Genomic DNA, 23214 nt, shown 5'->3' on the forward strand with positions numbered 1-23214 from the left:
CTTAAATTCAACCACCCGCCGGCGCGGCCACCCCCGCACCCCCCCCCGCCCACACCCACCCCCCCCCCCCCCCACCCCACCCCCCCCCCCCCGCGCCGCGCCCCCCACCCCCACCCGAAAACCCCCACGCCCCACCACCCCTCCCCGCACTATCCTCGCCATGTGACCGTGACTTATGTGATCGATGGCTCCCTGGTCGGAAACCTCGACGACTTCTGGAAGGTCGTGGGCGAATCCATCGGCTGCGGCGGCTACTTCGGCAAGAACCTCGACGCCTTCGCCGACTGCCTGCGCGGCGGCTTCGGCACCCCCGACGACGGCGACTACGCGATCGAGTGGCAGCACCACGAGGTGTCGCGGCGCAATCTCGGCTACCCCGAGACCGTCCGCCAGTTGGAGCACCGCCTCACCCGCTGCCACCCCACCAACCGGGAACACGTGGCCGCCGAACTCGCCGAGGCCCGGGCGGGCCGCGGCCCGACGGTGTTCGACTGGCTGGTGCGGATCATCGAGGAGGAGCTCCCCGACGGCCTGCGCCTCGCCTGAGGACGAGCCCGTCAGAACACGTCCGACAGCCGCACGAACCGCCGCCCCGCCGCCAGCAGCCCGGGCAGGGCCGCCGCGAAGCCGCGGGCGGTGCCGCCGCCCGGTTGGTTCATGTGGGCGATGACGATCGAGCCCGGCGGGGCCGCCGCCACCTCCTGCCGGACCTCGGCGGCGGTGAGGGTGGCCCCGCCGTCGCCGTTGACGGTGAAGCCCGCGACGCGCTCCCCGAGGTCGGCGACCACCCGGGTGGCGACGTCGTCGTAGTGGGCGGTGCCGGAGCGGAAGAAGCGGGGCGGGTGGCCGAGCAGGTCGGTGAGCTTGTGGGCGTTGCCGGCGACCTCGTCGTACACCTCGCCGACGTCCCGGGTGCCGGCGATGCCGTAGGCGGAGCGCCCGGTGACGGAGAGTGGGCGGTGGACGGTGCCGTGGTTGCCGATCTCGAAGAGCGGGTCGGCGGCGAGGCGCTCGAACTCGGCGGGGTTGGCGTCGATCCAGCGGGCGTTGAGGAAGAGCGTGGCGGGCACCGCGTGCGCGCGCAGGAAGTCGATCAGGTCGGCGTCGTACCCGCTGCCGCCGGAGCCGCCGCAGGCGTCGAACGTGAGCGCGGTCACCTGCTGCCCGGCGGGCAGCTCGCCCGTCACCCCGGCGACGTCCAGCCCCCACTCGGTCGGCGCCGCGCCGCCGTACCGGGCGACGGCCTCCGCCCTGGTGAGCTCGTGCGGCACGGCAGAGGCGGTGGCCGTCGGTGAAACAGCAACGGACGCAGACGGCGAACCCACCCCCACCGAACCAACCCCCGCCGAGCCCACCCCCACCGAACCAACCCCCGCCGAGCCCGCCCCCGCCGAACCCACCCCCACCGAAGCGGACGCCGCCCCCACGCCCCCCTTCGCGGCCCCGCACCCCGCCAGCGTGCTCCCGGCCATCGCCGCCAGCAGGGCCCGCCGACTGAGTGACACACCGACCTCCACGATGATCCGACTGCCTGACCGTCTGCTTCTATGAACCGGTCGATCCTCGCCCGCCGCAACCCGCCCCCGCCGTAGCGACACGGCCCGCCGGGCGAGGCCGGGCCCGCTTTCACCGGCCCGCCCCGCCGCCGTGGGGCCCGGCTCACCCGGGGTTCACCGCCGCGGGTAGGGGCGTGGGCAAAGCCGACCCCGCCCGACACCGGAGACCCCGATGCCCGCCACCCCCGAACAGCCCGAGCACCCCCAGCACCCCCAGCACCCCGAGCCCGACCGCCACCCCGCCCGCCGCGACGTCCTCCGCACCGGCCTAGCCACCGGCCTAGCCACCGGCGCCGCCACCGCCCTCGGCTTAACCACCGCGGCCGCGGCCACCACCCCAGCCACCCCAGCCGCCGCAGCAGCGGCAGAGGCGCCCCGGACCACCGACCAGACCCTCACCCTCACCGGCCACCTCCCCACCGGCTCCCCCGACTTCGTCTACCTCCCCGTCGAAGTGCCGGACGGCGTCCGCGAGATCGCCGTGTCCTACACCTACGACAAACCCCCGGTCCCGGCCGGCACCCCGGGCAACTCCTGCGACATCGGCGTCTTCGACGAGCGCGGCACGGACCTCGGCGGCCCGGGCTTCCGCGGCTGGTCCGGCGGCTTCCGCACGGAGTTCCGCATCGCGAGCGACTCCGCGACCCCGGGCTACCTGCCGGGCCCGATCGGCGCGGGCACCTGGCACGTGGTGCTCGGCCCGTACCAGGTCGCGCCGCAGGGCCTCGACTACCGCGTCGACGTCACCCTCCGGTTCGGCGAGCCGGGCCCGGAGTTCACGCCGTCGTACCCGGCCGAGCGGGCCCGGGGCCGCGGCCGCGCCTGGTACCGGGGCGACTGCCACCTGCACACCGTGCACTCGGACGGCCGGAGGCTGCCGGAGGAGGTGGCGGCGGGGGCCCGCGCCGCCGGCCTGGACTTCATCGTCTCCACCGACCACAACACCAGCTCCTCGCACGCCGTGTGGGGCCCGCTGGCCGGCCCCGACCTGCTGATCGTCCCGGGCGAGGAGATCACCACGCGCAACGGCCACTGGCTGGCGCTCGGTCTCCCCGCGGGCGAGTTCGTCGACTGGCGCTACCGCTCGCGCGACGAGGCCTTCCCCCGCTTCGTCCGCCAGGTGCACCGCTCCGGCGGCCTGGTGGTGCCCGCGCACCCGTACTGCCCGTACGTCGCGTGCCAGTGGAAGTTCGGCTACGAGCAGGCGGACGCGGTCGAGGTGTGGAACGGGCCCTGGACGTACGACGACGAGTCGGCCGTGGACACGTGGGACGCGCGCCTCGCGGTCGCCCTCCGGGACGGCCGGTCGTGGCTGCCGGCGATGGGCAACAGCGACGCGCACAGCGCCCCGCAGGTGATCGGCCTGCCGCACAACGTGGTGCTGGCCGAGGACCTCACCCGGGACGCGGTCCTCGACGGGCTGCGCGCCGGGCGCAGCTGGCTGGCCGAATCGGCGGCCGTGCGGCTGGAGTTCACCGTCACCGGGGACGGCCGGCAGGCCGGCATCGGCGAGGAGCTGGCCGTCCCGGCGGACGCGCCGCTGGACGTGCGGCTCGCCGTGTCCGGGGTGCCGGGCGGGACGGTGCGGTTCCTGACCGACGAGGGCCAGATGCACCAGGAGTCGCTGCCCGCGGGCGGCTCGGGCACGGTGGTGTGGCGGACGACGGCCTCGCTCGCCGCGTACGTCCGGACCGAGGTGCGCCACCCGAGGGCGGACGGGTCGCCGGGCCGGGGCAACACGATGGGCGAGGACCTGCCGTGGGGCCCGATGGCGGCCCTGACCAACCCGATCGTGCTGCGCGCCGAGGACCGCTAGGGCGTGTCCGGGTGCGGTCCCGGGCCGGACGGGGGACGACTCGGGGCACCCGGGTGGACTAGGTTGATCCCCGAAAGCATCAGTCGTAGGGACGAGGCGGTCGGCTGTCCGCATCCGGGTCGCCACCCGGATCCGGGCCACCATCCGGATCCGAATGGCCGTCCAGATCCGGATGGCCGTCCAGATCCGGGTGGTCACCCGCATCCGGGCCGACCGGCCCGCTCGCACTCCGACCGCCTCGCCCCGGCTACCCGACCGTCCCCGGCCCGCGAAGGGATCAGCAGCTGTGAACCGTACGACCGTAGGTGGGCCGGAGCTCGGGGGCGGCCGGGGCGCCGGCGGTGTCGTCGTCCTCGTCGACCCGTCGGGCGCCGGACAGAGCCGGGTGGCCGCGCTGCTCGCCGAGGAGCTGCACCCGAGCGTCCACCTGCGGACGGACGACTTCCTGCGCGTCATCCGCCGGGGCCGGCTCGCCCCCGGGGCGCCGGGGGCCGAGCGCCAGGGCGCGACCGCGCTGGCGGCCGCCGCACAGGCGGCGTTCGCGTACGCGACCGGCGGCTACCAGGTCGTCGTGGAGTGCCCGGCCGCGCCGCCGGCCCTCGACACCTTCCGCCGCGAGAGCCGGACGACCGGCGCCGCCCTGCACTACGTGGCCCTCGAAGCCGACGCCCCCGGCACCCCCGAGGCCGCTGCCGAAACGATCCTGACCGCACTCGGCGAGGGCACCCACCTCCTCGGCTGGTGAGCTCCGCCCGCGGCACGAGGCCCCGACCGTCCGCACACACGGAGCGCCGACCGTCCGCACGCACGAAGCCTCGGCCGTCCGCACACACGGAGCCCCGACCGTCCGCACGCACGAGGCCCCGACCGCGCGAACGGTCGGGGCCTCGTGCCGTGCGCGGAGGTCAGCTGAGCGTGCGGACCGCGGCGGCGTCGTAGGAGCGGAGGTCGTCGAAGCGGCCCGCGAGGACCTTGGCGGCCCACTCCGGGTCCTGGAGGAGGGCGCGGCCGATGGCGACCAGGTCGAACTCGTCGCGCTCCAGGCGGTCGAGCAGATCGTCGATGCCCTGGACGGGGGCGCCCTCGCCCATGAAGGCGCGGACGAAGTCGCCGTCGAGGCCGACCGAGCCGACGGTGATGGCCGGGCGGCCGGTGAGTTTGCGGCTCCAGCCGGCCAGGTTGAGGTCGGAGCCCTCGAACTCGGGGACCCAGTAGCGGCGGGTCGAGGCGTGGAAGGCGTCCACGCCGGCCTCGGCGAGCGGGGCGAGGATCGCCTCCAGCTCCTCCGGCGTCCCGGCGAGACGGGCGTCGTAGTTCTCCGACTTCCACTGCGAGTAGCGGAAGATCACCGGGAACTCCGCCGAGACGGCCTCGCGGACCGCGGCGACGATCTCGGCGGCGAACTTCGTCCGGGCGACCGGGTCGCCGCCGTAGGCGTCGGTGCGGCGGTTCGTCCCGGCCCACAGGAACTGGTCGATCAGGTAGCCGTGGGCGCCGTGCAGCTCGACGCCGTCGAAGCCGATGCGCTCGGCGGCCGCGGCGGCCTCGGCGAAGGCGCCGATCACGTCGTCGAGGTCGGTGCGGGTCATCGCCCGGCCGGTGCCCTCGGTACCGTCCAGGCGGATGCCGGAGGGGCCGACGGCGGGGGCGCCGGCGACCGGCGGGTCACCCTGCTTGCGGACCATGCCGATGTGCCAGAGCTGCGGCACGATCGTGCCGCCCGCCGCGTGGACGTCCTCGGCGACCCGGGCCCACCCGGCCAGCTGCTCCTCGCCGTGGAAGCGCGGGATGTCGTCGGCCTGGCCGGCCGACTCGTGGCCGACGTACGTGCCCTCGGTGACGATCAGGCCGACGCCCGCGGCGGCGCGCCGGGCGTAGTACGAGCGCACGTCCTCGCCGGGCACGCCGCCCGGGGAGAACCGGCGCGTCATGGGCGCCATCACGATGCGGTTGGGCACGGTCAGCCCGTTGATCGTGACGGGCCGGGACAGGATCCCGGCGGCGCGGGCGGCGGGGTCGGCGGACGCGGCGGGCTCGGTGACGGTCATGGGGTTCCTCGTGGGTACCGGGGGTGTGCACGGAATCGTGAACGGTTGCCCGTGCCAACCATCCCGACGGCCGCCGCATTTCGCCGCACACGCGAAGGCCGCTGTGATCCCCGCCACTCCGGCGAACCGCCGCGTACGCCCCTACCCCCTACACCTTCCCCCCTACGCCTTTCCCTCCTACGCCCCTACGCCCCTACGGTGCCGTCGATGCCCTCGCGCAGGAAGTCGGCGTGCCCGTTGTGCCGGGCGTACTCGTGGATGAGGTGGAGCATCACGAGGCGCAGCGAGACCGTCTCCCCCCAGCGCGGCTGGTAAGCCGTCACGTCCAGGGACTCCGCCTCGCACTCGATCCGGCGCGCGTGCTCGACCTCGGCCTGCCAGGCGGTGAAGGCCTCGTCGCGGGTGGCGCCGGTGGCGTCGTACGCGGCCTGGTAGTCGCCCTCCGGCGACCAGACCAAGGGGACGTCCTCGCCGCCGATGACCCGCCGGAACCACGTGCGCTCGACCTCGGCCATGTGCCGCACCAGCCCGAGCAGGGTGAGGGTGGACGGCGGGCTGGACCGGAGGCGCAGCTGTTCGTCGGTCAGGCCCTCGCACTTCATGGCGAGCGTCGCGCGGTGGAAGTCGAGGAACGCGCGCAGTGTCTCGCGTTCGCCGCCGACCAGTGGGGGCTTGGGGCGGTTGTCGGTGTCCACGTCGTCACTCTTTCCTCGGTCCGCGAGATCACGGCGGACTGTAGCCGACGGCGGCCCCACGGGCACCGCATTTCTCCGACACCTCTTCGTGACCACTCGACTGCACTGTGTTCACATCCGCACCGGTTTGGGTACGTACCGCGGCGCGCCGGACGAGCGGCGCGCGCAACGACCCTGCGGACCGACGACCCACCGAAGGCAGGACTCCATGGACCAGAGCCGGATCCCTCCCACCGTGCACCGGACGTACGGCACGGGCGACCTGAGCCGGGCCGCCAGCTTCGCGGGCGGCTTCATCAACTTCGGCGACTGGCACGGGATCGACCTCGCCGCGCCGACGCCGGAGGAACGGGTGCACAGCCAGGAGCAGCTGTACCGGAGGGTGCTGCGCGCCTTCCCCGAACCCCGCGACCAGTTGCGGCTGGCGGAGGTCGGCTGCGGGCGCGGACTGGGCGCCGCGCTCGCGCTGCGCGAGTTCAGATTCGCGGCCGTGACGGGCGTCGACATCCATCCGGACCAGATCGAGCGCGCCCGCACGGTGAACGCCAAGGCGCTCGCCACCTACCCGGACCGGCTCGCCTACACCCTCGGCGCGGCCGAGGAACTGCCCTTCCCCGCGGACGCGTTGGACGGACTCTACTCCGTCGAGGCGGCCCAGCACTTCCGCGAGCTGACGGGCTTCGCCCACGAGGCGGCCCGGGTGCTGCGGCCCGGCGGGCGGCTGGTGGTGACGACGTTCTTCGCCGCCGCCGGCCCGGAGGCCGCCGAGCGGCTGAGCCTCCTGCTGAGCAGCTTCGCCGACGGGCTGGACGTGGCCCACCCGCTCGACGGCTTCACGGCGGACCTCGCGGCGGCCGGGTTCACCGGCGTCACCGCGGAGTCGATCGGCGCGGACGTGTGGCCGGGCTTCGACCGCTACCTGGCGGACGTCGTCCCGGCCGGGCACTGGTCGCGCAACTTCGTCGGTGCCTGGCGGGACGGCCTGCTCGACTACCACGTCGTCACCGCCGACCGCTCCTGAGCACCCGGCCGGCGCGGCCCGACCACCCCGGGTCGCGCCGGCCCGCTGCCGGCCGAATCGCGTCCGGCCGGATCGCATCGGTCGAATCGCGGCGGGCCGAATCGCATCGGCCGGTATTCCGGTCAGTTCGTGAGGACTCCACTACCCGGTCCCCTCCCGTGCGGCAATGCCCAGGGGCGTGCCTCCGGGTTGCCTCGGTGCGTGGCCAATTCCTGAAGGACCTTTTTAAAATCCCCTGCCGGAGCCGGGCAGCGGCTCCCCCACGAGGTCCTGAACACTTGAATCCTGCATCCTTGGCGCACCCCCTCGCCCTGATCCGGGCCGCGGAAGGGCTTTCCCCTTCCGAATACGCCCGCATCGTCGCACGGACCCACGCCGAACTCGGTTTCGGACAGATGGCCGCCCGCCGCGAGAAGGTGCACCGCTGGGAATCGGGCCGCACGGTGCCCGAGCCCACCGCGCAACTGGCCATGGCGCACCACCACGGCGTCCCCGCCCCCGAGGTGCACCGGCTCGGCTGGCCGCACTGGCTGCACCTGGTCATCGGGGACGCCGTCCTGCTGGACCAGCCGTACACCGCCGCGGGCGCCGCGCTCGCCCTGAACAGCGCGCTGCACCTGCCGAAGGCGCCGTGCCCGGCGGCGCTCCTCCTCACCGGCGCGGCGCTCGCCACGCACCTCCGGACCGCACTCGTGCGGGCCACCACCGACGCCGACCGGAATCCCGACGGCACCGGCCCACACGACACCAGCCCACACGACACCGGCCCGCACGGCACCGGCCCGTCCGCCGAGCAGCTGCGCTGGATCGGGGCCCGCACGTCGGCACTCGAACGGCACGAGAGCGGCACGTACCTGCCGACCGCCGCGCTGTACGGCGCGGCCCACGCCGAACACCGCCTGGTCGTGCGCCTGATCGGTGCCCACGGCCACGACGGCCCGGCCGCCCGGCGGCTCTTCCGGTTCGCCGCCCGCACCGCACTGGTCTGCGCCTGGCTGAGCAGCGCCCTCGGCGAGGAGACCCGCGCGGAGCGCCACAACCTCACCGCCGTCCGCGCGGCCGCCGCCGCGGCGGAGCCCGACCTCGCGGCGGTCGCGACGGCCCGGCTCGCCGCGCGCCACGTCGTCGGGGGCGACCCGGTCGACGCGCTGGCGCTCGTCCGAACGGCCCGCACCGTCGGTACCCGGCCGTCGCCGGGCACCATGACGGCCCTGTACTGCACGGAGGCGCTCGCCCTCGCCCGGCTGGGGCACGCCGCCGGCAGCGCCAGGGCGCTGGACCGCGCGGGAAAGGCCGCCTCGGCCACCCCGGCGGCCGGCGACACCCCGTTCGGCGCGGCCCCGCACCGGCTGACCGTCACCGTCGCCCGCGCCCGATCCGCACTGCTCCTCGGCGCACCGCACGAGGCGGAGCCGCACTTCCGCGTCCTCGTGGACTCCCTCCAGGCACCGCCGGCCGGCGCCCCGTCACCGCACACCGGCTCCTGGCTCCTCGACGCCGTCGACGCCCATCTCGCCGTCGGCGATTTCGGTTCCGCGGCCGTCGCCGTGCACCGCGCCGTCCACGTCACCGGAACGCTCCCGCCGGGACTCGCCCGTCAATACCGCGACCGGCTGTCCGCCCACGGGCGGGAGCCGGCCGTCCGACGCGCCCTCGAATTCCTGCGGGACACCGCACCGCACGAAAGTTCGATGACGAAGAGCGAAGTCGAAACCGGCCGCGACGACGCCGGGGCCCAGCCCATCGAATCGGCCGACGGCGACGACGAGTAGCGCTTCACAGCGCCTTGCGGACGCCGGCGGCGGTTCGCTTCCTTCTCCTTTTGCCACCGCCCGGTCACCCCGCGTCGTACGAGCACAACCGGCCACACAACCGGCCACACGACCAGCCACACAACGGCCGTGCGCCGCAAGGCCGTCGGCCATGCCCCGGGGGTGCCTCCACGCCTGGGAGCACACGTACGGACCTGCCTAGGATCCACTGCCCGGCCCGGGGTATCCCGCCCCCGGCGGCTCCCGACCCCTCCGAGGGACGCCTTCGTTGACACACCCTCTGTTCGTGCTGCGCGCGGCGCTGGGCCTGTCCCAGCCCGAGTACGCCGGCCTCGTCGCACGCACCCACGCCGCACTCGGCCTCGGGCAGATGGCCGCCCGCCGGGAGAAGGTCTCCCGCTGGGAGTCCGGCCGCACCGTGCCCGAGCACACCGCCCAGCTGGCCATGGCCCGCATCCACGGCATTCCGGCCCGCGAGATCTACCTGCTCGGCTGGCCGCACTGGCTCCACCTGGCGACCGGCGACGCCGCCCTGCTCCACCAGCCCCACACCGACGAGGGGGCACTGCTCGCCCTGGCAGGCTCCGTCCACCACCCCGTCACGCCCGGGCCGTCGGCCCTGCTCCTCACCGGATCCGCCCTGCGAGCCCAATTGCGCGCGGCAGTCGCCCGTTCGACGGAGTCCGCGGCACACTCCGACCGGCCGGGGTCCGGACCGGCCGACGAGCAACTGGAGTGGATCGAGACCCGCGTCACCGCCCTCGAACAGCACCACGGCGGCACCCTCGTGCCGCCCGAGAGCCTGTACGCCGCCGCCCACGCCGAGCACCGGCTGGTCGTCCACCTGCTGGCCACCGCACAGCACGACCACCGGACCCGTCGGCGGCTCTACCGCTTCGCCGCCCGCACCGCCCAGCTCTGCACGTGGCTCTGCAACGCCCTCAACGAGGCCGCCCGCGCGGAGCGCCACGCCCTCGTCTCGATCCGCGCGGCCGGAGCCGCCGGAGACGCTCCCCTCCTCGTCGTGGGCTTCCGGCAGTTGGCGTACTGCCACACCATCGCCGGGGATCCGGCCGACGCCCTCCTCGCCATAGCCGCCGCCCGCGCCGTCGGGCCCGGCCTCCGGCCTGCCGCGGCGAGCCAGTTGCACAGCCAGGAGGCGCTGGCCCTCGCCCGCCTGGGCCGGGCCGACGACGTCGCCCGGGCGCTGTACCTCGCCGGCCGGGCCCTCACCGCCACCGGCGGACGTCCGGCGCCGGGCGAGAGCTCCGGGGCCAGGAACCTGGAACGCATCCTCACCGCCGCGCACGGCACGGCCTCGCTGTTCCTCGGCCGCCCGCACGAGGCCGCGCACCACTTCGACGCGGTGGCGGCGGCCGGGTCCGCGCCGCCGTCCGGCGGCCCGTCCACCTTCACCGGGCGCTGGCTGCTCGACGGCATGAAGGCCCACCTGGCCGCCGGTGACGTCGACGGCGCGGCCCGTACCGTCCGGCGCGCCGTCGACATCGCGGGGACGCTTCCACCCTCGCTGGCCCGCGAGTACCACCGCCACCTGGTCCCGCACGGCGAGGAGCCCCCCATCCGTCGCGCCCTCGACTACCTGAAGCACGGCTGACGGTACCGCGGAGAACACCGTCATCACGTCCAACAGGCCGACCGGGCAGACGGGTTCAGGCCGGCGTCCGGCCCGCCTCGACCGCCATCCGCCGCACGAGGTGCACGATTCCGGGCACCGGGAAGAGCAGCAGGAACAGGTTCGGCAGCCACCAGGTCACCGAGAAGTCCCCGCGCAGCGCCCAGAACGCGACCGCCTGCAGCCCGGCCGTGCTGGTGAGCGCGAGCGAGACCAGCATCAGCGGCCGGGCCCCGCCCGCCGCGCCGCAGCGGCCGAGCCGCAGCGCGGTGAGGCCGGTGGCGCTCGCGAGCACGTCGAGCAGCACGAACGAGTAGTTCCAGTCGCTCAGGACCGGGTTGTCGTAGTCCTTGTACGCGTACTCGGCCGGGACGAGGGCCAGCAGCGTGGCCGCCCAGTAGACCAGGAAGCCGACGTCGGTGACGAGCATCGACGCCTTCGTGAAGCGCAGCACCGGGCTCGGGGCGGGCGTGGCACGCATGGGGACTCCTCCGTCGCGGGTCATACCGTCATTCGTGACTCATTCCCCCGCCGAGGTACATCACCGCGACGCCGGCCACGACCAGCACCGCCCCGGCCACCGACGCGGGCTTGACCGGTTCGCCGAACGCGACCACCCCGCCGACGAGCGCGCCGACCGTGCCCAGGCCGGACCAGACCGCGTAGACCGGGCCCACGTTCAGCGACTTGAGCGCCTGCGCGAGCAGCACGAACGCCGCGATGTAACCGATCGCGACGACCACGCTGGGCATCAGCCGGGTGAGACCGTGCGAGGCGCGCAGCGCCAGGGTGGCCGTGACCTCGGCGCAGATCGCCGCTCCGACCAGAAGGTATGCCGTCATGCCGTCCGTCCCCCGTCATCGTGGTGACTCGGCCGGACGGGATGGTCCCGTCCGGGTCGACCGGCCGGGCGACCCCCTCGATCGTCCGGCTCCGTGCGGTGTGAACTCCGGTCGTGCTCAGCTGATGCGGTGTTAAATCGCCCGCCCCACGGTTAAGTTGCCGTGAACTCGCGAACGGTGAATTCGGGCCCGTGCGGCGTGAAGCCGGCGCGTGCGCTACGTGAAATCCCGGTTGCCCGGGGCCGCCAACTGCGTGAACCCGTCTCCCTGCCCAGTGAGTTCGACGATCAGTCCGCGCAGCCGTCGGTGCAGGTCGTCGTGCGGGGTGGCGAGGCCGAGCAGCCGGGACGTCCACCAGCCGTCGACCGCGAAGCGGACGAGCGTCGCGACGGCCGGATCCAGTCCGTTGTCCACGAGCCGCCGCTGCCACCGGTCGTAGCGCTCCCGCAGCACGTCCAGCACCTCGGGCCCGCCGGCCGCGGCGAGCAGGGCGACCGGCACCTGGTCGGCGCCGCTGGTGTCCCCGGCGGGCGACTCCGCCGGGATGCTGGCGTCCAGCCAGGCGAGCGCGAACGCGCCGGCCGGCGCGTCCGGGCCGGGCAGTACGGCCTCGAACCGGTCCGCGAGGCGCTCGACGACACCTTGTACGAGCGCCCGCTTGCTGGGGAAGTGGTGCAGCAGCCCGCCCTTGCTCACGCCGGCCTCGACGGCGACGGCGTCCAGGCGCACCGCGTCGACGCCCCCGCGCACCAGAAGCCGCTCGACGGCGTCGAGCAGTTGATCACGCACCGGTGGTTCCCTCTCTCCGTGTTACAAACCGTCCAGACGGTCGGACGCAGCCTAGCAGACCGGCGAGTACCAGACAGAAACCCCAACACGCCACCGCCGAATGGTTGTTGACAGCCTCCATCGCGCATGCTTTCGTTTCCTCGGCCGACGGCGGAGAAACGGCGGAAGCTCCACCGGTCTGCGGCCTCATGTTTGCTGCGCACGATGATCGAAAAGGCGGCCCGGGAATTCACCCGGGCCGGGGGGAACGCTCTTCGACATCCACGGGGGATCATTGCGAGCCATGCGGTTCCGTCTGCACCCACACGGGTCCGGCAAGGGTCGGCACGACTGCGGACGACCCTTCCCGCACTGACTGGCGAGCAGCCAAGCAGTCATCCCACGCTGGGCGTTGACCCTGCCGACCGCCGCACACCCATCCTTCGTCGATCGTCTGCCGAGCATCGGCACGACGGGGTGCACCGAGCCCGGGCACAGCGCAACGGCGCGCCGTCCCCAGCCCGGGCCACTCTCCCGCACCCGTGGCACTTTCACCTGCCCGTCCGCGGCCGGGTGTCCATGACATTTCGTGTTCGGCGCGCCGGTAAAGCACGGCGCCCGGGCCCGCCGGGGCACCGCCCATTGAATTCGAGGGAAATATGGTGGACATATTCTCGAAAGTCTCCGGTTACACGGCCGCCCGCGATGCCATGGCGGCCGGCATCTACCCGTATTTCCTGCCTTTGACCGGCAACGAGGGCACGACGGTCACGCTCGGTGACCGCGAACTGGTCATGTGCGGGTCGAACAACTACCTCGGCCTCACCGCCGACCCGCGCGTCAAGCGGGCCGCCGCCCAGGCGGTGGAGCAGTTCGGCACCTCCTGCACCGGCTCCCGGTTCCTCAACGGCAACCTGGCCCTGCACGACCAGCTGGAGGCCGAACTCGCCGACTTCTACGGCAAGCCCGCGGCCGCCGTCATCTCCACCGGCTACCAGGCCAACCTCGGCACCATCAGCGCGCTCGCGGGCCGCGGCGACGTCGTCTTCGCCGACCGCGACGCGCACGCCTCCATCGTCGACGGCGGCAGGCTCAGCGACGCCAAGCTGAGACGCTTCCGGCACAACGACCCCGCCGCGCTCGACCGCGTCCTCGCCTCCGTCCCCGACAGCGCCGGCAAGCTCGTCGTCGTCGACGGCGTGTACTCGATGGAGGGCGACCTCTGCGCCCTGCCGGAGATCGTCGAGGTGTGCGAGCGGCGCGACGCACGCCTGATCGTCGACGACGCCCACGGCCTCGGCGTCCTCGACAAGGGCCGCGGCACCTGCTCCTACTTCGGCCTCACCGACCGGGTCGACCTCATCACCGTCACGTTCAGCAAGTCGCTCGCCTCCCTCGGGGGCGCGGTCGTCGGCGACGAGGACGTCATCCACTACCTCAAGCACCACGCCCGCAGCCTGATCTTCAGCGCCTCGGCCACCCCGGCCAGCGCCGCCTCCGCCCTGGCCGCCCTGCGCATCCTGCGCGAGGAGCCGTGGCGGGCCGAACGCGCCCAGCAGAACGCCGAGTACATGCGGGCCGGCCTCGCCCAGCGGGGCATCAGCGCCGGCGAGAGCGCCACCCCGGTCATCCCGCTGCGCACCCGCGGCACCATCGAGACCCTCCTGCTGTGGCGGGAGCTCATCGACGCCGGCGTCTACACCAACCCCGTCCTGCCGCCCGCCGCGTCCCCGCGGCTGCGGCTCAGCTTCATGGCCACCCACACCACCGACCACCTCGACCGGGTGCTGGACGCGCTCGGCGCGCGGGCCGAGCACTTCCTCGCCGACGACGAACCGGACGCCGACGACGGGTACGCGGTCGAGGCGCTCGCCGAACTCGCCGACTCCGGCGCCGCGGCCCGGCCGTGAACACCGCGGCCGCCACGCGACCCGGCAGCCGTCCCGCCACCGCGGGCCGTCCGGCACCGCCCGCGCTCCGGGCGGCCGTCGCGGCTCTGGCCGGGGCCTCGGCCGGCGCCGTCCTCGGCGCGGGCCTGGCCCCCGGCGACGGGCACGCGCCCGACCTGCCGTGGTGCCTCGCCGCGGCGGTGGGAGCCGCGCTCGCCGTGCTCGCCGCCGCACTCCACCGGCGGGCGGGCCGGCACCGGCCCGCCTGGGCGCCGGCCGCCGGGCTGCTGCTGGTCGGCGGCGCGCTGCCGGCCGCCGCGACCTCCGACAGCCCGTGGTGCGCGGCCCTGGCCGCCTCGGCCGCGCTCCTCACCGCCGCCGTGACCGCGCCCCGCGCGGCGGTCGCGGCGGGTGCCCTCGCGGCACTGGCCGCCGGGGCCGTCGCGGCGGCCTCGGCCCCGGCGGCGACGGCGGCCGTGCTCGGCACCCTCGCGGGGACCGGCGGGCTCCTGCTCGTCGCCGACCTGTCCCGCCCGGTCCAACGTCCCGGTTCAGCCGCACAGTTCGCCCACAGCAGCACCCCGGCGACCACGCCCCACCGCGACCAGCCCCACCACGAATAGCCCCACCGCGACCAGCCCCGCCCCGTAGAGGAACCGAGCCGAGCACCACCCCTTACCACGATGCCCGCACCCGTCCCGACCCCAAGGAGCCAGCCATGAGCCGCCTCGGACTCGCCGCCCGCGCCCTGCGACTGACCCTGAGCCGGACCAACGCCGACACCACGCCCGACTACGACGCCGCGAGCTCCAGCTACGACACCTACTTCAGCCCGGTCATGGGCGTCCACTCGCTCGCCGCCCTGCGCGAGGTCACCGTCAGCCCCGGCGACGACGTCCTCGAACTCGCCTGCGGCACCGGCCACCTGACCCACGACATCGTCCGGAAGCTGGAGGGCCGCGGCTCCGTCCGCGCGGTCGACAAGTCCCCCGGCATGCTGTCCGTCGCCAAGGCCAAGGTCCTGCCCGAGGCGATGCGCTCCCCGGACCTCGAAGTCTCCCTGGAGGAGGGGGACATGGAGGAGTTCCTGCGCGCCCGGCCGAACGACAGCGCCGACCTCGTCGTCGTCGGCTGGGCGATCTGCTACAGCAAGCCGGTCAGACTGCTGGAACAGATCAAGCGGGTCCTGCGCCCCGGCGGCCGGATCGTCGTCATCGAGACCCGCGGCGACGCCCTCAAGACGCTGATCGAGCAGCTGGAGAAGGTGTTCACCGCCGACCCGTCGCTGCTCACCGGCATGATCCGGGTCAACCTGCCCAAGGACGCGGCCACCGTGGCCCGCTGGTTCACCAAGGCCGGCCTCACCGTGGACGTCCAGCGCGACGGCCACCAGGTGCTGCCCGCCACCACCCCGGAGGAGGCCCTGGAGTGGGTCCAGCGCTCCGGCGCGGCGGCCGGCTTCAAGGACGCCGTCGACCAGAGCCGCGAGGAGCACGCCCTGGAGCTGATCCGCAAGGGCCTCGCCGAACACGTCGCCCGCCACGGCGCACTGGAGCTGCGCCACACCTTCGTCGTCGTCACCGGGACCAACCCGGGCACCACCACCGGAACCGGGCCGGGCGGCCGGCACCGCGAGGGAGTCCGCAGCGCATGACCACCACCGCCACACCCGCACCGGCGGCGGAGACCACCCACGGCGCGGTGCAGCACCGGCTGCTGCGCCTCGCCGAGGGGCTCACCGCCCGCCCGAAGACCGTGCTCGTGATCTGGGTGCTGGTCATCGCGGCGTGCTTCCCGTTCGCCTCGCAGCTGAACGACGTCCTCACCAAACAGGGGGCGTCCAAGGTCGTGCCGGGCACCAGCAGTGCCCGGGCCGACCGGCTCATAGAGGAGTCGTTCCCGGCCCGCTCGCAGCGCGAGTCCATCGTCGCGATCGGCGCGCCGGACGTCCGGAGCACCCAACTGCGCGCCATGCTGGCCGACTTGGACGAGCAGATCGCCACCCGCGTACGCACCGGCGAGGTGCAGCAGTCCACCTCGGCGTACACGCTGTACCGGGACTCGACCACCGAGTACCTCAAGCGCCTGCGCGCCCAGGTCGACCAGCAGCTCGCCGCCGCGCAGACGCCGGCGACGCCGGACACCCGCCGGCAGGCGGTGGACGCCGCCGTCGCGGCCGGCCAGGTCCCGGCGGCCCTCGCCGATCCGGCCCGCCAGGCGGTCGCCGTCACCGACGACGCCCAACTCCTGCCGATCTCGGCTGCGTTCACCAAGGCGACGGACTGGCGCACCTTCCCGGTGCCGGTGCCCGCCGAGGCCGTCGACCGGCTGGTCGCCAAGGACGGCAAGGCCACCCTGGTCTCGGTCAGCTTCGCCAAGCGGGCCGGGCACGACCCGGACGTGGACTGGCTCCGCTCGGCGATCGCCGGCGCCCAGCGCGCCGCCGGGGCCGGGCCGGACGTCGAGGCCCACGTCACCGGCGAGCTGGCGCTGATCAAGGACACGTACAAGAAGGCCGAGGACGACAACGCGCTGATGGAGACGGTCGCCTACGCGATCATCTTCCTCGTCCTGCTGCTGTTCTTCCGGGCCGTCGTGCCGGCCGTGCTCACGGTGGCGGCGATCGGCCTCGCGATGACCGTCAGCCAGGCCGCGCTGTTCGCGCTCGGCCACGGCGTGACGCTCACCCAGTTCACCATCACCATCATGAACTTCGTGATGCTGGGCGCCGGCGTCGACTACAGCATGCTGCTGTCCTCCCGCTACCGGCAGGAACGGCTGGCCGGCCGCTCGCCCAAGGACGCCGCCGTGCACGCCACCGCGCACGCGGGCGAGTCGATGCTGCTCGCCGCGGTCGCCGTGGTGCTGGCCTTCGGCGCCACGCTGTTCTCGCCCGTCGACTGGATCCCGCCGCTCGGCTACGGCGGCCTGATCGGCATCCCGATCGTGCTGCTCGCCGCGCTGACGCTCACCCCGGCCCTGCTGGTCCTGCTCGGCGACCGCTTCTTCTGGCTCGGCCGCGACCCGCTGGCCGACCTGGAGCACGGCAGCGCGCTCGGCCGCCACCTGAAGCGGGCCGCCGACCTCGCCCGCCGCCGCAAGGTGGCGATCGTGCTGCTCTTCGCGGCCGTCACGGTCCCGTTCGCGGTGATCACCGCCCAGCACCGCTCCACGGCGGACCCGGTCGCGCTCAGCCCGGCCACCGACTCGCGCACGGGCTTCGAGCTCGTGGCCCGCAAGTGGGGCGACGCCTCCGTGCTGCCCACGCTCGTCGTCGGCCGGCCGGACCCCGGTGTGGTGGACGGGCAGCACCACCTCACCGACAGCGGGCGCAAGGCCGTCACCGACCTCACCGACAAGCTGGCCGCGGTGCCGGGCGTCGCCCGGGTCTCCGCCGTGACCAGGCCCTTCGGCACGCCGGTGAGCGCCGCCGACCTCGACGCGCTCGGCCCCGACGTCCGCCGCGACTACCTGTCCGACGACGGCGCGCTGCGGATCGTCGTCGAACTCGCCGACAAGCCCTACACCGAGGCCGCGGTGCACACCGTCGACCGGATCCAGGACGTCACCGCCGCGGCCCGCGACGTCGGCCCGCTCGCGGTCGGCGGCGCCACCCAGGTCGACCGGCAGTACGGCGACGCGCTCGACTCCAGCTTCTGGCAGATGATCGGGCTCGTCTCGGTCGGCGTCTTCGTGATGCTGGTGTTCGCGCTGCGCTCGCTGCTGATCCCGATCCGGCTGATCCTCACGATCATGATGAGCAACGTGTGGGCGATCGGCATCACCGTGCTGGTCTTCCACTTCTGGCTCGACAAGGCGATCATCGACGACCTGCCGATCTTCCTCACCGTGCTGATGATGGGCCTCGGCATGGACTACGAGATCTTCCTGGTCACCCGCGTCCGCGACCTGGTGCGCGGCGGGGCCGACCAGGAGAGCGCGACCGTCGGGGCGGTGGTCGACACCGGCCGGGTGATCAACGCGGCCGGCCTGGTCATGGCCGGCAGCCTCGGCACCATGGCGCTCTCCTCGACGATCATGCTCCAGGAGTACGGCGCCGGCCTCGGCCTCGCCGTCCTGCTGGACGCCACGCTCATCCGGATGCTGTTCGTCCCGGCGACGCTGCTGCTGTTCCGCCGCTACAACTGGTGGCTGCCCAGCCTGCGCCGCTCCTCCGCCCCGGCCCCCGCGAAGGCGGGGTGAGCCGCCCGTGACCGCGGACCGTCCGGCGGTGGCGCCCGCCACCCCCGCGCCCGCCACCGCCGGGCGGGCTCGCACTCCCCTGCGCCGGCGCACCCTGCACCGGCTCAGGCGGCACCACCGCGAGGCGCCGGCCTCCTCCGCCGCCAAGGTGTTCGCCGTGCTCGCCGTCGTCCGGATCGCCGGCGCGGTGTCGATGCCGCTGATGGTGCTCTCGGTCGGCCTGAGCGCGGCCGTCGTCACCGTCCTGGACCGGGCCGAGTGGGCGGCGGCCGGCCTGCGCCGCTTCCGCTTCCTCCCGGCCCTCGCCGGGACGGGCCTCGTGGTGCTCGCCTACGCCAACACCGTGTTCGCCACCCGGGCCGCGTTCGGCCGGGGCGCCGACAACTGGACCTCCCTCGTCCCCGAGCTCTTCCGGCAGATGGCCCCCGGGCAGCCGGTCGTCGCCGGAGTCGCCATGGTGCTCTGCATGGGCCTCCTGGTGCCGCTGGTCGAGGAGGTCTGCTACCGCGGCGTGCTGTACGACGCCGTCGCCCGCACCCGCGGCCCGCTCGTCGCGATCGCCGTCACCTCGGCCGGCTGGGCCCTCGTCCACCTCGGCGACTACGGGCTCAACCCGCTCAACGCCCGGGTGATCTGCGGCGTCCTGCCGTCCGTCTTCGCGATGGGCGTCGCCCTGGGCGTCTGCCGCGCCTGGACGGGCTCCGCGCTCGCGAGCGCCGTCGCCCAGGGCACCGCCAACCTGCTCCTGCTGGCCTGGGTCCTCTGGGCCCTCTGAGATCCCCTTCCCCCGCCTCCCCCGGCACAGTCCCGCTCGCACCCATTCACCCCAGGTGAGGCACCCCATGAGAATCGCCGTCACCGGCCCGATCGTCATCGACAACCTGATGACCTTCCCCGGCCGTTTCACCAGCCAGCTGCTGCCGGCCCAGCTCCAGCACCTGTCCCTGTCGTTCCTCGTCGACGACCTGGAGGTCCGCTACGGCGGCGTGGCCGCCAACGTCGCCTTCGGCCTCGGCCGGCTCGGCCGCGCGCCACTGCTGCTCGGCGCGGCCGGCAAGGACTTCGGCGAGTACCGGGCCCGGCTGGAGGAGGTCGGCGTCGACACCTCGCGGGTCCGGATCTCCACCGGCCTGGCCACCGCCCGCTACACCCGCACCACCGACGCCGACGACAACCGCATCGTCTCCTACCACCCCGGCGCCCTCGCCGAGGACGACGCGCCCGGCCCCGAGGGCTGGCCGCAGGACGTCGGCCTGGTCTTCCTCGGCCCCGCCGAGCCCGAGGTGCTCGCCGAGCGGGCCGCCGAGTGCCGCCGCCGCGGCCTGCCGTACCTCGTCGACGTGGCCGGCCGCACCGAGCGGCTCGGCCGGGCCGGCGCCGACGCCGTCCTCGCCGGCGCCACCTACCTGGTCACCAACCGCCGCGAGCGCGCCGCCCTCCTGGAGCACGCCGGCTGGGCGGCGGCCGACGTGCTGAACCGGGTCGGCGCCTGGATCACCACCCTCGGCGCGGAGGGCGTCTGGATCGACTACGCCACCAGCCCCTCCATCGCCGTCCCCGCCGCGCCGATCTCCCGGCTGCCCGACGGCGCGGGCGGCGGCGGGGCGTTCCGGGCCGGCTTCCTCGCCGCGAAGGCCGACGGCCTCGACGACGAACAGGCCGCCCGGACCGGCTGTGTGCTGGCCGCGTACGCCCTGGAGTCCGCGGGCAGCCAGGACTACCTGTTCACCCGGCCCGCGTTCGACGCCCGCCTCGCCGACGTCTACGCGGTCACCGCGGACGTCCATTAGGCCCCTCGTCACCCGCTCTCTCGACGGCCCGGCGGCCGGTGCGCCACACTCTCCCCGAACGGCCCACGCGCTCCCACCGCACCAGCCAGGACGTACCGATCCACGCCCTTACGGAGAGCCACACGGTGACCACTCGTCAACTGCCGGAGATCGCCTTCTCGTCCGGCCGGTCCGGTTCCGGGCCGGCCACCTGGGGCCAGCAGGCCATCTGGGACGCCGTCCGGCGCCTCGCCCCCGGCGACGCGCCGCGCTACACCATCACCACCGCCGCCCCGCTCGACCCCGGCCTGCCGCTGCCCGTCCTGCTCACCGCCCTCGACCGGCTGCTCCACCTGCACGACGCGCTGCACACCCGGCTCGTCCCGGACGAGGAGGGGCTGCTGCGCCAACTCGTCGACCCCGACGGCCGACTCGCCGTGCACACCGAACACTGCCCCGACCCGGGCCGACTCGCCGCCACCGGTGCCAGGTTGCACGACGAGCTGGCGGCCCGCCCGTTCGACTGCGCCGGCGAGTGGCCGATCCGCGTCGGCGTGGTCGAGCACGGCGGCCTGGCCCGCCACGTCAGCCTGGTGCTCGCCCACACCGCCGTCGACGGCAACGGCATGACCCGCCTCGTCGCGGACCTCACCGCACTCTGCCTCGGCACCGCGCCCGCCGAGCTGGCCGCGCTCCGCGAGCCCGCCCAACAGCCGCTGGAGGAAGCCGAGTTCCAGGCCTCCGAACGCGGCAGGCGGCGGGACGCGGGCGCCCGCAAGCAGTTCCTGCGCAAGCTGCGACTCGGCCCGGCCCGCCTGTTCCCCCAGCCGAACGGACCCGCCGCGACCCGCTTCCCGAACGCCGTGCTGCGCTCCCCCGCCCTGCCCGCCGCCGTCGAACTCGTCGCCGCCGCACACCGGGTGAGCTCCTCCTCCGTCCTCCTCGCCGCCACCGCCGCGATGACCGCCAAGCTTTCCGGCTCCTCCGAGGCCGTCCTGCACGTCGTCGTCAACAACCGCTTCCTGCCCGAACTGACGAACGCCGTGAGCACCGTCGCCGGCGAGGGCCTGTTCCACCTCCCGGACGCCACCGGCGAGTTCGGCGGGATCGTACGCCGCACGCACGCCGCCGCGATCGGCACCTACCGCCACGCCTACTACGACAAACTGCGCCTGGACGAGGAGATCGCCGCCCTCGCCGCCGGAGGCGTCCCGCTCGCCGACCGGTCCTGCGTCTTCAACGACACCCGTGAGCTGGCCCCGCCCGTCCCCGCCGAGGCAGTGGGCGGCGACGACCGCACCACTCTCACCTGGCCCGTCGACTTCGAGCCGCGCCCCGACCTGACCTACGCCCTGGACGCCGTCCGGACGGCCGACGCGCTGAGCCTCGTCATGACCGCCGATCCCGCCGTGCTGCCACGCTCGGCCATGGAGGAATTCCTCTACGGGATCGAGGAGTTGGTCCTGGACGAGGCCGCGGCGCCGGCCACCGCTTGAACCTGACACCGCTTGAACTTGACACCGGTGTCAGGTTCTACCGTGCGGGCATGACCACCACCGCCATCACCGGCCCGCTCCTCACCCCCTACCGCCTCGGCGCGCTCGACCTGCCGAACCGCGTCGTCATGGCCCCCATGACGCGCTACCGGGCGGCCGAGGACGGCACACCGCTACCGGTCGTCGCCGAGTACTACGCCCAGCGCGCGAGCGCCGGCCTGATCATCACCGAGGGCATCTGGCCCAGCCGGGCCGGCCAGTCCGGCTGGCGCCTGCCCGGCCTGGAGACGCCGGAGCACACCGCCGGCTGGCGGGCCGTCACCGAGGCCGTGCACGCGGCCGGCGGCCGGATCGTCGCCCAGCTGATGCACGGCGGCCGCCAGGGCCACCCGCTCAACCGCCTGCTCGGCGACGTCCCTGCCGGCCCGTCCGCCGTCCCGGCCCCGGGCCCGGTGCACGTCCGCGACGGCGCCAAGGCCGACGCCGTCACCCCGCGCGCGATGACCCGCGACGAGATCCGCCGGGCGGTCACCGACCACGTCGACGCCGCCCGCAACGCCCTCGCGGCCGGCTTCGACCTCGTCGAGCTGCACGGCGCCAACTCCTACCTGATCCACCAGTTCCTCGCCGACAACACCAACCTCCGCACCGACGAGTACGGCCCGCGCACCCTCGCCGACCGCCTCCGCTTCCCGGTCGAGCTGGTCACCGCCGTCGCCGCGGCGATCGGTCCGGACCGGCTCGGCCTGCGGCTGTCCCCCGGAAACCCGCAGTTCGGCATGGCCGAGGCCGACCCGGCACCCGTCTACCGGGCGCTGCTCGACGAACTCGACGGCCTCGGCCTGGCCTACCTCCACCTCACCGACAACGACGACTACCCCGCCCTCGCCGACCTCCGCCCCCGCTGGCACGGCCCGCTGATCGCCAACGTCGGCGAGAACCGCGCCGCCACCGACCGCGCCCGCGGCGAGGCCGTCCTCGACTCCGGCCTCGCCGAACTGGTCTCCTACGGCCGCGCCTTCATCGCCAACCCCGACCTGCCCGCACGCCTCGCCGTCGACGCCCCGCTCACCGCCTTCGACCCGGCCCGCCTCTACACCCACGGCGCCGCCGGCTTCACCGACTACCCGCGCCTGGCCGGCGCGCGCTGAAAACCGCTTGAACCGCCGAAGTAGGCTCGGCCGCATGCGAATCCTCCTCCTCGGCGGCACCTCCTTCATCGGCCGCACCATCGCCGACGAAGCCCTGCGCAGCGGGGCCGACGTCACCCTCTTCAACCGCGGCCGGACGAACCCCGGCCTGTTCCCCGCCGCGACCCGCCTCACCGGCGACCGCGACGCCGGCGACTACTCGGCCCTCCGGCACGGCGGTTGGGACGCGGTGGTGGACCTGAGCGGCTTCTTCCCCCGCCAGGTCACCGGGGCGATGGACGTGCTCGGCGACACCGTCGGCCGCTACCTGTTCATCTCCAGCCACGCGGTCTACGAGCGCGCCGGGCTCGCCCCCGGCTCGGACGAGTCCACCCCGCGCCGGGCACCGCTGCGGGAGGCCGAGCAGCTGGACGAGGAGACGTACGGCCGGCTCAAGGTCGCCTGCGAGGACGAGGTCGGGGGCCGCGGCGGGGCGCCGGGGGGGGGGGGGGGGGGGCGCGGGGGGGGGGGGGGGGGGCCGCGTCCAAAACGCTGGGGGGGGGGCTGGGGGTCGCG

At 74.4% G+C, this 23214-nt stretch carries 20 protein-coding genes and 1 pseudogene; 15 read left to right on the forward strand and 6 right to left on the reverse strand.

All coding sequences use genetic code 11. From position 1 onward, the window contains the following. Nucleotides 1-162 precede the first annotated feature (162 nt). A complete protein-coding gene (locus ACFV4F_RS28915) occupies nt 163-546 on the forward strand; it encodes a barstar family protein (protein WP_380443271.1) in 384 nt (127 codons plus the stop codon). A gap of 11 nt (nt 547-557) precedes the next feature. On the opposite strand, the gene ACFV4F_RS28920 is transcribed toward ACFV4F_RS28915, so the two are convergent. After that, complete coding sequence (locus tag ACFV4F_RS28920; RefSeq protein ID WP_380506762.1) at nt 558-1271, reverse strand: polysaccharide deacetylase family protein; 714 nt, start codon at nt 1269-1271, stop codon at nt 558-560. A gap of 457 nt (nt 1272-1728) precedes the next feature. Here ACFV4F_RS28920 and ACFV4F_RS28925 point away from each other — a divergent pair, with 457 nt between their 5' ends. Together ACFV4F_RS28925 and ACFV4F_RS28930 are read left to right on the forward strand one after the other, a co-directional pair. Further along, nucleotides 1729-3372, forward strand: a complete 1644-nt coding sequence (locus tag ACFV4F_RS28925; RefSeq protein ID WP_380506765.1) for a CehA/McbA family metallohydrolase — start codon at nt 1729-1731, stop codon at nt 3370-3372. A 286-nt stretch (nt 3373-3658) separates the two neighbouring features. Continuing rightward, nucleotides 3659-4117, forward strand: a complete 459-nt coding sequence (locus ACFV4F_RS28930; RefSeq protein ID WP_380499478.1) for a hypothetical protein — start codon at nt 3659-3661, stop codon at nt 4115-4117. Nucleotides 4118-4277: 160 nt separating this feature from the next. On the opposite strand, the gene ACFV4F_RS28935 is transcribed toward ACFV4F_RS28930, so the two are convergent. Further along, nucleotides 4278-5420 (reverse strand): NADH:flavin oxidoreductase, encoded by a 1143-nt coding sequence (locus ACFV4F_RS28935; RefSeq protein WP_380443263.1) that lies wholly within the window; start codon nt 5418-5420, stop codon nt 4278-4280. Nucleotides 5421-5605: 185 nt separating this feature from the next. Next, nucleotides 5606-6115 carry a DinB family protein gene (locus ACFV4F_RS28940; protein WP_380499480.1) on the reverse strand — a complete coding sequence of 170 codons (510 nt, stop codon included), beginning with the start codon at nt 6113-6115 and terminating at the stop codon, nt 5606-5608. 208 nt (nt 6116-6323) lie between these two features. On the opposite strand from ACFV4F_RS28940, the gene ACFV4F_RS28945 reads away from it, so the two are divergent. From ACFV4F_RS28945 to ACFV4F_RS28955, 3 genes are all read left to right on the forward strand, one after another. Then, complete coding sequence (locus ACFV4F_RS28945) at nt 6324-7136, forward strand: class I SAM-dependent methyltransferase (RefSeq protein WP_380506769.1); 813 nt, start codon at nt 6324-6326, stop codon at nt 7134-7136. Nucleotides 7137-7429: 293 nt separating this feature from the next. Further along, on the forward strand, nt 7430-8908 hold the full coding sequence (locus tag ACFV4F_RS28950) for a hypothetical protein (protein ID WP_380506771.1): 1479 nt from the start codon (nt 7430-7432) through the stop codon (nt 8906-8908). Nucleotides 8909-9176: 268 nt separating this feature from the next. Further along, the gene (locus ACFV4F_RS28955; protein ID WP_380506774.1) at nt 9177-10523 is read left to right on the forward strand and encodes a hypothetical protein; all 1347 of its coding nucleotides are present in this window, start codon (nt 9177-9179) and stop codon (nt 10521-10523) included. A 55-nt stretch (nt 10524-10578) separates the two neighbouring features. Here ACFV4F_RS28955 and ACFV4F_RS28960 read toward each other — a convergent pair whose 3' ends face one another. From ACFV4F_RS28960 to ACFV4F_RS28970, 3 genes are all read right to left on the reverse strand, one after another. Further along, the gene (locus ACFV4F_RS28960) at nt 10579-11022 is read right to left on the reverse strand and encodes a DUF5360 family protein (RefSeq protein ID WP_380443254.1); all 444 of its coding nucleotides are present in this window, start codon (nt 11020-11022) and stop codon (nt 10579-10581) included. 28 nt (nt 11023-11050) lie between these two features. Next, complete coding sequence (locus tag ACFV4F_RS28965) at nt 11051-11383, reverse strand: multidrug efflux SMR transporter (protein ID WP_218200045.1); 333 nt, start codon at nt 11381-11383, stop codon at nt 11051-11053. A 216-nt stretch (nt 11384-11599) separates the two neighbouring features. Next, on the reverse strand, nt 11600-12172 hold the full coding sequence (locus ACFV4F_RS28970) for a TetR/AcrR family transcriptional regulator (RefSeq protein ID WP_380506777.1): 573 nt from the start codon (nt 12170-12172) through the stop codon (nt 11600-11602). A gap of 638 nt (nt 12173-12810) precedes the next feature. On the opposite strand from ACFV4F_RS28970, the gene ACFV4F_RS28975 reads away from it, so the two are divergent. The 9 genes and pseudogenes from ACFV4F_RS28975 to ACFV4F_RS29015 form a co-directional block, all read left to right on the forward strand. Further along, a complete protein-coding gene (locus ACFV4F_RS28975; protein ID WP_380506780.1) occupies nt 12811-14061 on the forward strand; it encodes an aminotransferase class I/II-fold pyridoxal phosphate-dependent enzyme in 1251 nt (416 codons plus the stop codon). Then, nucleotides 14058-14663 carry a hypothetical protein gene (locus tag ACFV4F_RS28980; protein WP_380506782.1) on the forward strand — a complete coding sequence of 202 codons (606 nt, stop codon included), beginning with the start codon at nt 14058-14060 and terminating at the stop codon, nt 14661-14663. Before ACFV4F_RS28975 ends, ACFV4F_RS28980 begins: the two co-directional genes overlap by 4 nt. 95 nt (nt 14664-14758) lie before the next feature. After that, on the forward strand, nt 14759-15694 hold the full coding sequence (locus tag ACFV4F_RS28985) for a class I SAM-dependent methyltransferase (RefSeq protein ID WP_380443245.1): 936 nt from the start codon (nt 14759-14761) through the stop codon (nt 15692-15694). Continuing rightward, nucleotides 15691-18243, forward strand: coding sequence for an MMPL family transporter (locus ACFV4F_RS28990; protein ID WP_380506785.1), 2553 nt, complete (start codon nt 15691-15693; stop codon nt 18241-18243). The genes ACFV4F_RS28985 and ACFV4F_RS28990 overlap by 4 nt, the downstream gene beginning before the upstream one ends. Nucleotides 18244-18250: 7 nt before the next feature. Continuing rightward, the gene (locus tag ACFV4F_RS28995) at nt 18251-19018 is read left to right on the forward strand and encodes a CPBP family intramembrane glutamic endopeptidase (RefSeq protein ID WP_380497330.1); all 768 of its coding nucleotides are present in this window, start codon (nt 18251-18253) and stop codon (nt 19016-19018) included. Nucleotides 19019-19085: 67 nt separating this feature from the next. Further along, complete coding sequence (locus ACFV4F_RS29000) at nt 19086-20033, forward strand: PfkB family carbohydrate kinase (protein ID WP_380443238.1); 948 nt, start codon at nt 19086-19088, stop codon at nt 20031-20033. A gap of 125 nt (nt 20034-20158) precedes the next feature. Continuing rightward, nucleotides 20159-21508 carry a condensation domain-containing protein gene (locus ACFV4F_RS29005; protein ID WP_380506788.1) on the forward strand — a complete coding sequence of 450 codons (1350 nt, stop codon included), beginning with the start codon at nt 20159-20161 and terminating at the stop codon, nt 21506-21508. Nucleotides 21509-21558: 50 nt separating this feature from the next. After that, on the forward strand, nt 21559-22659 hold the full coding sequence (locus ACFV4F_RS29010) for an alkene reductase (RefSeq protein ID WP_380506791.1): 1101 nt from the start codon (nt 21559-21561) through the stop codon (nt 22657-22659). Nucleotides 22660-22693: 34 nt separating this feature from the next. Continuing rightward, a pseudogene (locus ACFV4F_RS29015) lies at nt 22694-23214 on the forward strand (hypothetical protein); the annotation flags it as partial.

Origin of the sequence: Kitasatospora sp. NPDC059722 (assembly GCF_042733235.1) — a bacterium.
Classification (GTDB): Bacteria; Actinomycetota; Actinomycetes; order Streptomycetales; family Streptomycetaceae; genus Kitasatospora.